General features: G+C 36.9%; 8 protein-coding genes and 1 pseudogene. 1 reads left to right on the plus strand and 8 read right to left on the minus strand.

The window, feature by feature from the left end:
• The first annotated feature begins 545 nt into the window (after positions 1-545).
• Entirely contained in the window at positions 546-1,118 is a 573-nt protein-coding gene (locus J7J10_02470; GenBank protein MCD6129798.1) for a flavin reductase family protein, read from the plus strand.
• Here J7J10_02470 and J7J10_02475 read toward each other — a convergent pair.
• The 8 genes and pseudogenes from J7J10_02475 to rpsF all read right to left on the minus strand — a co-directional run bounded on the left by J7J10_02475 (position 1,115) and on the right by rpsF (position 8,927).
• Positions 1,115-1,879: a slipin family protein gene (locus J7J10_02475; protein ID MCD6129799.1), complete on the minus strand. Its 765-nt coding sequence runs from the start codon at positions 1,877-1,879 to the stop codon at positions 1,115-1,117. The genes J7J10_02470 and J7J10_02475 overlap by 4 nt on opposite strands.
• On the minus strand, positions 1,876-3,174 hold the full coding sequence (locus J7J10_02480) for a nodulation protein NfeD (protein MCD6129800.1): 1,299 nt from the start codon (positions 3,172-3,174) through the stop codon (positions 1,876-1,878). Before J7J10_02480 ends, J7J10_02475 begins: the two co-directional genes overlap by 4 nt.
• A gap of 110 nt (positions 3,175-3,284) precedes the next feature.
• A pseudogene (uvrA, locus tag J7J10_02485) lies at positions 3,285-6,124 on the minus strand (excinuclease ABC subunit UvrA).
• Complete coding sequence (gene dnaB, locus J7J10_02490) at positions 6,121-7,446, minus strand: replicative DNA helicase (protein ID MCD6129801.1); 1,326 nt, start codon at positions 7,444-7,446, stop codon at positions 6,121-6,123. Before dnaB ends, uvrA begins: the two are co-directional and overlap by 4 nt.
• Positions 7,443-7,907, minus strand: coding sequence for a 50S ribosomal protein L9 (gene rplI, locus J7J10_02495; GenBank protein MCD6129802.1), 465 nt, complete (start codon positions 7,905-7,907; stop codon positions 7,443-7,445). Before rplI ends, dnaB begins: the two co-directional genes overlap by 4 nt.
• A gap of 9 nt (positions 7,908-7,916) precedes the next feature.
• Positions 7,917-8,195, minus strand: coding sequence for a 30S ribosomal protein S18 (locus J7J10_02500; GenBank protein MCD6129803.1), 279 nt, complete (start codon positions 8,193-8,195; stop codon positions 7,917-7,919).
• Positions 8,182-8,568, minus strand: a complete 387-nt coding sequence (gene ssb / locus J7J10_02505; GenBank protein ID MCD6129804.1) for a single-stranded DNA-binding protein — start codon at positions 8,566-8,568, stop codon at positions 8,182-8,184. The genes J7J10_02500 and ssb overlap by 14 nt, the downstream gene beginning before the upstream one ends.
• Entirely contained in the window at positions 8,568-8,927 is a 360-nt protein-coding gene (rpsF, locus tag J7J10_02510; GenBank protein ID MCD6129805.1) for a 30S ribosomal protein S6, read from the minus strand. Before rpsF ends, ssb begins: the two co-directional genes overlap by 1 nt.
• Between the last annotated feature and the right edge of the window lie 216 nt (positions 8,928-9,143).

Below are 9,143 nucleotides of genomic sequence, written 5' to 3' on the forward strand. Positions count from 1 at the left end.
TGCCAGAGGCAGTTGTCAAGACAAAGCTTCGCTTTGCTTGCAAACGCTGAAAGCGCTTGTCAAGACAAACGACAAAGTCGTTTGCTTGCAACTCTCTACGAGAGTTGTCAAGACAAACGACAAAGTTTTATTGAAACAAATAGACTGAAAGTATATTAACTGATAGAATCAGCGTGGCGAACTAATAATGCCGCCAACGACCCCTAACGTATTGCGGATAATCAAAGTTTATCTGTGTTTCCCTCTTTCTTTCTCAAACCATTGTTTAACATTATCGCTTAATTTTAAGTAACTTACTAAAAAGAGTGTCTAAAATATACTCATGATTGCGAGAAATACTGATAAATATTGCCCCTCTTTCCCAAAAACCGATATGAGAATGGCTATAGTTAAGGCAACATTTTTGCTAACAGATGTAAAAACAACTGCCTGATGATGCACATATTCAAAAGAAGGGTACGCTGGATGAATCCACAACATTTGACAATAACTCTTTTTTAACATGTTATAATAGACTGAATTTACAACATAAAAAGGAGTGAGAAATGAAAAGAGAATTACCACTTAAAAGCAGGCTTGTAGAAAATGTGAGGTTTTTTATGGGCAACGGACAAACCATGCTTGTATCGTGTTCAAATAAAAAAGGAACAACTACAAATGTTCTTACTGTAACCTGGGTTACACCCACCTCATTTCAACCTCTCCTGTTTTTGATCTCCATCGGTAAAGGAGAAAAAGGGGAAAGCACATACAGATTTTCTTATAGGCTCATTGAAGAATCAGGGGAATTTGTAATCAATGTGCCCACCATAGATTTAAAAGAAAAGGTTCTGCAGGCAGGTTGTATACATGGTGAAAGTATAGATAAATTTAAAGAAATAAAGCTTACCCCTATAAAGGCTAAAATAACAACAGCACCTCTCATAGAGGAATGCATCTTAAATATTGAATGCAGAGTAATAAAAGAATTTGAAACGGGTGACCATGTGGTGTTTGTGGGTGAAGCTGTTGTTATACACTACAATGAAGATGTAATGACAAAAGATGGATTTTCTAATAAATACAAACAAAAATCTAATATGGTGCATATCGTGGATCTGTTGGAGAAAAAGATTTAGGAACCTTCGTTTTTGTCCTTATTCAAAAATGAGGTAAGCATATCAATGGGTATGGGGAATAATACAAAACTTGTCTTCTCCGTAGCCACAGTGGCAAGAGTTTGAAGATACCGGAGTTGCAAAGCAGAAGGTTGATGAGAAATAATTTCTGCAGCTTCAGTTAATTTTTCTGCGGCTTGATATTCACCCTCTGCATGAACAATCTTGGCCCTTTTTTCTCTTTCCGCTTCAGCCTGAGCAGCCATAGCCCTTTTCATTGTATCCGGCAATTCTACATCTTTAACCTCCACCATGCTTACCTTTATTCCCCATGGATTTGTGCCTTCATCCACAATCTCCTGTATCTTTTTATTGAGCCTATCCCTGTGGGCTAACAACTCATCCAGTTCACTCTGTCCCACCACATTCCTTAGAGTAGTCTGACCGAGCAGATAGGTAGCCTTTGTAAAATCGGCTACTTTGAGTATGGCCTGTGAGGCATCCACCACCCGAAAGTAGATTACCGCATCAACCTTAATGGTAACATTGTCCACTGTGATGCATTCTTGAGATGGAACATCCATCGTAACCACACGCAGGTCAACCTTCCACATCCGCTCAATAAATGGTATTAAAAAAACAAGACCCGGACCTCTCAATCCCACAAATCTACCTAAGCGAAAGACAGCTCCTCTCTCATATTCCTGAACAATTCTAATAGCCGCTGGCAAGATTATTATTGCTATCACTAAAATAACAATGAAATAAATCAACCAGTTCATTTTTCCTCCTTATTATTTTTTGTTACCCATAAATTCAAGCCTTTCACTTTTTTCACCACAACCTCTTCCCCTGCCTTTATCTCGCCATTTATAGATATGGCATACCACAATTCTCCTTCAATTAAAACTGTTCCCTTAGGATTGAGTGATGTTTTTGTTATTGCAGTTTTTCCTACCATACTTTCTGCGCCTGCTGTCTTTTTCCTCTTTCTATCTTTTATAACAATACCAATGAGAAGTATGAAGAATGCAGTAATGACAATTGAAACCCCTATAACAAGACTCAAATTTATTTTAATTTCTGGAGTGTGACTGAACAACACCAATGAACCCATAACCAGAGAAATTATCCCTCCTGCAGTAAGCAGTCCAAAACTAACAGTAAAGATCTCTGCCATAAAGAAAAGGGTAGCGAGCAAAATAAGGGCTATACCTCCCCAGTAAGCATTCAACACTCCCAGTGAGTAAAATGCCAGAAACAAACTTATACCACCTACGACTCCGGGAAAAATCACCCCCGGATGGGAAACTTCTGTGATCAGCCCTATTATGGCTAAAGTAAGCAGAACATAGACAATATTAGGATTACTTATAATCTGCAAAAAATGTTCAATGCTATTCATATCATTTTTAATTATTTTATACTGTTTTGTATCAATGATAATCTCTTTCCCATTAGATAATGTAACTTTTTTGCCATTGATAAGGGAAATAAGTTGTTTTAGATTTTTTGCTTGAATATCAATAAGATTACACCTTAATGCCTCGTCATCCCTGAAAGATTTACTTTCAGTTACAGCTAATCTGGCTTCCTTTATATTGCGACCTCTCTCCTTAGCAATAGTCTCCATCCATTTGGCAGAAAAATTCACTATCTTTTTCATGTGTTCCTTTGATATCTTTTCTCCTCCAGTAGTCACAGGATGAGCAGCGCCAATTGTGGTGCCTGGAGTCATAGCCGCAATATGAGCGGACAAGGTAATAAACGCTCCAGCTGAAGCTGCCCAGGCTGTCTTAGGATAAACATAAACTACAACTGGCACTTTTGAATTCACAATTCTTTTTACTATTTTATCCGTAGAGTTGAGAAGTCCTCCTGGGGTATTTAACTCAATAACACATAAAGAGTTATCTTTCTCTGCTTTAGTAATACCCCTTTCAATATAATCAGTTACAGCAGGAACAACAATACCCTCTACCCGAAGAACTTCAATATTGGAACTAAAAACAATAGCTCTTCCTTCAATTATTATAAAGAAGAATAAAATGAGAAAAAGAAATTCCAATCTTTTCATATCAACTAAATTATATTCCAATATTGATAAAAAATGCATTTAAAATTGGCAAAATTTAACCCCGAATTGGTAGAAAAAATTTTAAAAACAACAGAAAATCAGCAATGGTGCTATTTTGCTACCCTCTGCCTATAATTATCTTCTATTTCTATTTTTTCTTTTAGATACTTGCCAGTTATGGAATAAGGATTATGAATAATTTCCTGAGGTGTACCATAAGCCACCACTTTCCCCCCTTTTTCTCCTCCTTCCGGGCCTAAGTCAATGATATAATCTGCTCTTTTAATGATGTCTAAATCATGTTCTATGACAACCACCGTATTACCCAAACCCACCAATCTATCTATAATGGATAGTAGTTTGTTTATATCGTCTGGGTGCAATCCCACAGAAGGCTCATCCAGAAGATATAGTGTTTTTCCAGTTTGAGGATGAATGAGTTCACGCACCAGTTTTATTCTCTGTGCTTCTCCTCCAGAAAGTGTAGTTGCACTCTGCCCTAATTTTATATAACCTAACCCTATATCTCTCAACAGTTTAAGTTTTTTCTCAATACGCACAATGTTCTTAAAGAATAACCATGCTTCTTCTACCGTCATATCTAAAACATCGGCTATACTTTTTCCTTTGTATTTTATCCTTAAAGTTTCCTCATTGTATCTCTTGCCTCCACAGGCATCACAACTTACATATACATCAGGAAGAAACTGCATCTCTATCTTTACAGATCCTTCTCCCCTACATCTTTCACATCTTCCTCCTTTCACATTGAAACTAAAACGAGCGGGTGTGTATCCTGCCATCTTTGATTCAGGAAGTTGCGCATAAAGTTCTCTTATGTCTGTAAATACCCCCGTATATGTGGCAGGATTAGACCTTGGTGTTTTTCCAATGGGGCTCTGATCCACATGAATAATCTTGTCTATATTTTCAATTCCCTCAATATTCTTACATTTTTCCTCAGAAGCATCTAACCCATATAAAATGTTCATTGCGCATGGATAAAGGGTGTCAAATATAAGTGAAGATTTGCCTGAACCCGAAGGACCGGTTACGCACACAAATATACCCAACGGTATGTCCACATCAATATTTTTCAAATTGTGTTCCTTAGCCCCTATTATACGAAGATAATTTTTCGCTTTTCTAAAACGAAGATTTTTCTCTATACATTTTTTTTTGGATAAATAGAGTCCGGTTAATGCATCACTTTTTTCTATGTCCTTCGGTGTTCCACGGGCTACCACCTTTCCTCCGTATATGCCTGCACTAGGACCCATATCTATCACCCAATCTGCTGCTTTAATAATAGCTTCATTATGTTCCACCACTATCACTGTATTATCATTATCCTGCAGAGATTTTAAGGTATTTATAAGTCTGCAAGTATCAGAAGCGTGTAATCCTATAGACGGTTCATCCAATATATACAAAACTCCTGTTAGCTTTGAGCCGGCCTGAGTGGCCAATCTAATACGCTGTGACTCTCCTCCTGAAAGAGTATATGCAGAACGAGAAAGCGTAAGGTAATCTAACCCTACATTTATAAGAAAATTAAGACGATTTTTAATCTCTTCTAACAAATTTCCTGCTATCTTTTTTTCCCAGGGCGTAAACTCTTTTTCTAAATTTAAGAAGAATTTATACGCCTCCGATACAGGCATATCCGTAATGTCAACGATATTTTTATCTTGAATCCTTACAGACAAACTCTCTTTGTTTAATCTTTTTCCCTTACATTCTGGACAGGTGAATTCTTTCATCAGCTCTTTAATCTCTCTGCGTACGATAGATGATTCTGTTTCCACAAATTGCTTACCAATCAAATTTATCACACCTTCAAACGGCTTCTTGTAGGTATGCAAATTACCATCTCTTTTGAAGTAAAATTCTATTTCTTTTCCTGCTGTTCCATGAAGGATAATATCTTTTTCTCTTTCTGAAAGTTCTTTAAATGGCTTATACATGTCTATATCAAAATATTCACACACCTCTCTCAATATCACCTGGTAAAACTTGTAATGTTTTCTTTTCCATGGCTTTATTGCCCCTTCCCTTAAACTCAAATTTTCATCAGGGATGAGTTTTTTTATATCCAGCATATGTTTTACACCCAGACCTCCGCACAACTTACAGGCTCCTTGAGGATTATTAAAAGAAAAACTTTGGGGAGTAATCTTCTTATAACTTATTCCACACGCTGGACATGCAAGTTTTTCCGAAAATATCTCATCTTGCTTATCTGATTCAGAAGTGTAAACAAAACCATTCCCTTTTTTTAAAGCCAACTCAACAGATTGATAAAGCCGTGAGTCTAAATCATCTCTTATTAAAAGCCTGTCTATAACCAAAAACAGGTTGTGTTTTTTATTCTTATTCAATTTTATTTCATCTTCCAATAGGTAATATTTCCCATCTATTCTTACTCTAACAAAACCCTCTTTTTTCAAATTCTCCAAAATATCTAAAAATTCACCCTTCCTTCCCAAAACAACAGGAGCAAGAATAATAATCTTTTTATCTTTTCTTTTTTTAATTTTCTCCACAATATCCGAGGTTTTTGAGATACTATGGGACGTCCACACTTATAACAATAAGGTTTCCCTATATGGGCAAACAAAAGCCTCAGATAATCATAGCTTTCTGTAATTGTACCTACGGTTGAACGGGGATTAGAAGATACACCACGTTGATTAATAGCGATAGCAGGAGAAAGCCCTTCAATTGATTCTACATTGGGCTTTTCTATCCTCTCTAAAAATTGACGAGCATAACTGCTCAGAGATTCTACATATCTTCTTTGACCTTCAGCATATAAAATATCAAAAGCAAGTGTTGATTTACCAGAACCGGAAGGGCCGGTTATAACTATTAACTTGAATTTCGGTATGTCCGCAGAGACATTCTTTAAGTTGTTTACACACGCACCCCTTACCTTTATCCACTTCATGCCACCCCTTTTGCCAAATCTTTAAATGTCATAGTATTGCTGAAGAAACTCATCTTTATTGTCATCCCAGCAGGGCCATTTCTCTGTTTTCCAATCTTTATTCTCGCAATGTTTTTTTCCTGTGTCTTTTCATTATACATTTCGTCTCTGTATATAAACAGAATAACATCTGCATCTTGTTCTATTGCCCCCGACTCACGCAGGTCGGCAAGCATAGGCATTTTATTATCCCTGGACTCCACCCCTCTGTTGAGTTGAGAAACAGCAATAACAGGTATGTTCAACTCTTTTGCCAAAATCTTCAAAGAGCGGGAAATTTCTGTTATTTCCTGAACCCGAGATTCTGTCTTCATGCCTTTCATAAGCTGGAGATAATCAACAATAATCAGAGATATATTTTTTTCTAATTTTATCTTTCTTGCCTTTGCCCTTATATCTAATACAGAAAGCATCGGGCTATCATCTATGTATATGGATAAGTTTCTTAGATGATCAAATGCATTGGGAAGTTTATCCCATTCTTCTTTTCTCATATAACCTGTGCGCAGGTGATAATTATCTATACCGGAGACAGAAGAAACTACTCTCAATACAAGCTGCTTCACAGACATCTCCAAACTGAATACGGCTACAGCTTGTCCAGTGCTGGCTGCATTTATTGCAACATTCAATGCAAATGCTGTCTTCCCCATTGATGGTCTGCCAGCAACGATAATAAGATCTCCTTTCTGAAATCCACTCGTATATTTATCTAAATCTGCAAACCCTGAAGGCACTCCGGTATAGGTGATGTTTCCTTGAGACAGTCTTTGGAGATATTGCTCTGTTTCCTCCGTTGTATCCGACAAAGCTACAAATCCAGAACTTAATCTTTCCTCGCAAACATCAAATATCTTTTCCTGAGCAAGATCTACTGCTTCTTCCACATTTTCCGGCTCACTATAGCATACAGTTGAAATAGTGGTACAAACATCTATAAGCCTTCTTAAAACGGATTTTTTCCGTATAATTTCTGCATAATAAGAAGCGTTGGATGCAGTGGGAAGAACATCAGGCAACTCCAGACAGTAACTGTATCCACCTGCTGAATCCAATATTCCATCTTCCTTTAACTTATTGGTTAATGTTATCACATCGATAGGATTTCCCTGTTCATACAATCTTGCCATAGTTTTAAACAATATGCTGTTCCGTTTATCAAAAAAGTCTTCTACCCTAACATTTTCCAAAACATCCGCCATTACAGCATTGTTCAGCAGGATAGAACACAGAACAGCTCTTTCTGCTTCTATGGCTTGAGGATAGATTTTAATATCGCTCATTCTTGCTTTTCTTTTTCTTCTTCTGCCTCTATAACAATCTTCAAATTCGCCTTTATGCCTCTGTAAAGAGCAACTTCCACCAGATATTCACCTATCTTTTTCATGTCTTGCTTTAATCTAATAGTCTTTCTTCCAATATCAATCCCTTTATCTAAAAGAGCCTCAGATATTTCCTGAGACGTTACCGCACCAAATAATTTCCCTTCTTTCCCCACTTTCCTCTTAAAATCAAGGCTAACCTTCTCAATTTGTTCCTTTAAATTTTGAGTGTCTCTTATCTTTTTTTCCGCCTTCTTCAAAATACTTTTTTCCTTTTCCTGAAAGCTTTTTATACTCTTTTTTGTCGCTGGAAACGCTAATTTTCGCGGAACGAGATAATTCCTGGCAAATCCATTAGCTACCTCTTTAATATCACCTGCATAAGCTGTTCCTTCTACATCTTCTATAAAAATTACCTTCACCGTCTCCCCCTAACGACTTAATTCTCTTTTACTTGCCGAAAATGGTAAAAGAGCCATCATTCTTGCCTTTTTTATCACTTTAGTAAGAACTCTTTGATGTTTAGCACAAGTACCTGATGCCCTCCCAGGAAGGATTTTACATCTCTCCGTGATAAATTTGGAAAGAAGACCTACATCCTTATAATCAACATCATTCAGTTTATTTACACAAAAATGGCACACCTTCTTCTTAAAAAAAGAATAATTCTTGTTCTTATACTTGTCGTTTTGTTTTTTATAACGGAACATCGTCTTTCTCCTCGCTTCCTTGAGATGTATCTTCTCTGTTTTTAAATGTACTATTTATAAACTGCACCGTTTGCGCTGTTATTTCATGTTTATAATGCTTCCTTCCCTCTTGATCCTCCCATGTTCTATAACGCAACCTCCCGTCTACTAACACCGGTCGCCCTTTAGAAAGGTATTCGTGAACGTTTTCTGCCTGTTTGCCAAAAACCGTAACATCTATAAAGCATGTTTCTTTTACGGTTTCACCACTCCGCTTAAACTGCGTGTTCACCGCCAGACCAAATGAACAAACAGCCATGCCTGAAGGAAGAAAGCGCAATTCCGGATCTCTAGTAAGGTTGCCCATCAAAATCACCTTGTTATAATAAGCCATTATTTTGCCTCACTTTTATATTTCTCTACATCCTTTTTAAGCATCTTACTAACCATAAACCTTATTATATCTTCCATAAACTTCAATTTTGCACCTATTATACGAGGAACCGCAGGGGGTGCTTTAAAATGAATAAGAATATATATTCCCTGTTCATACTTCTTAATAGGATATGCAAGTTTCCTCCTACTCCAGATATCAGATTTTAAGATTTCGCCGTTATTCTGTGTAATAACGGCATTTACATTATCCTGTACTTCTTTTACCGCTTCATCGGAAAGCACAGGCGGAACAATGTATAAAAGTTCGTACCACACATCTACCTCCTTGTGGATATTTAGCCCTCTTAAAGAGAGCAAGGATTGATATTATATATCACGAATAATATTTTCAAGCAAGAAAATATTACAGGCCCGAAACCTTATGCTTATCAAAAATAGGAGAAGTTACAGAGAAAGATAAGTAAAATGTGTGAATTGTGCTTGACTTTAATATAGCAACTTGACAACTCTCACGGAGACCCTCTGTGCCAATATAAGTGAGACACTTCCCAACCCACAATTTAATGTATAATA

This window comes from Deltaproteobacteria bacterium (assembly GCA_021159305.1).
In the GTDB taxonomy this organism is placed as follows: Bacteria; Campylobacterota_A; Desulfurellia; order JAGGSF01; family JAGGSF01; genus JAGGSF01.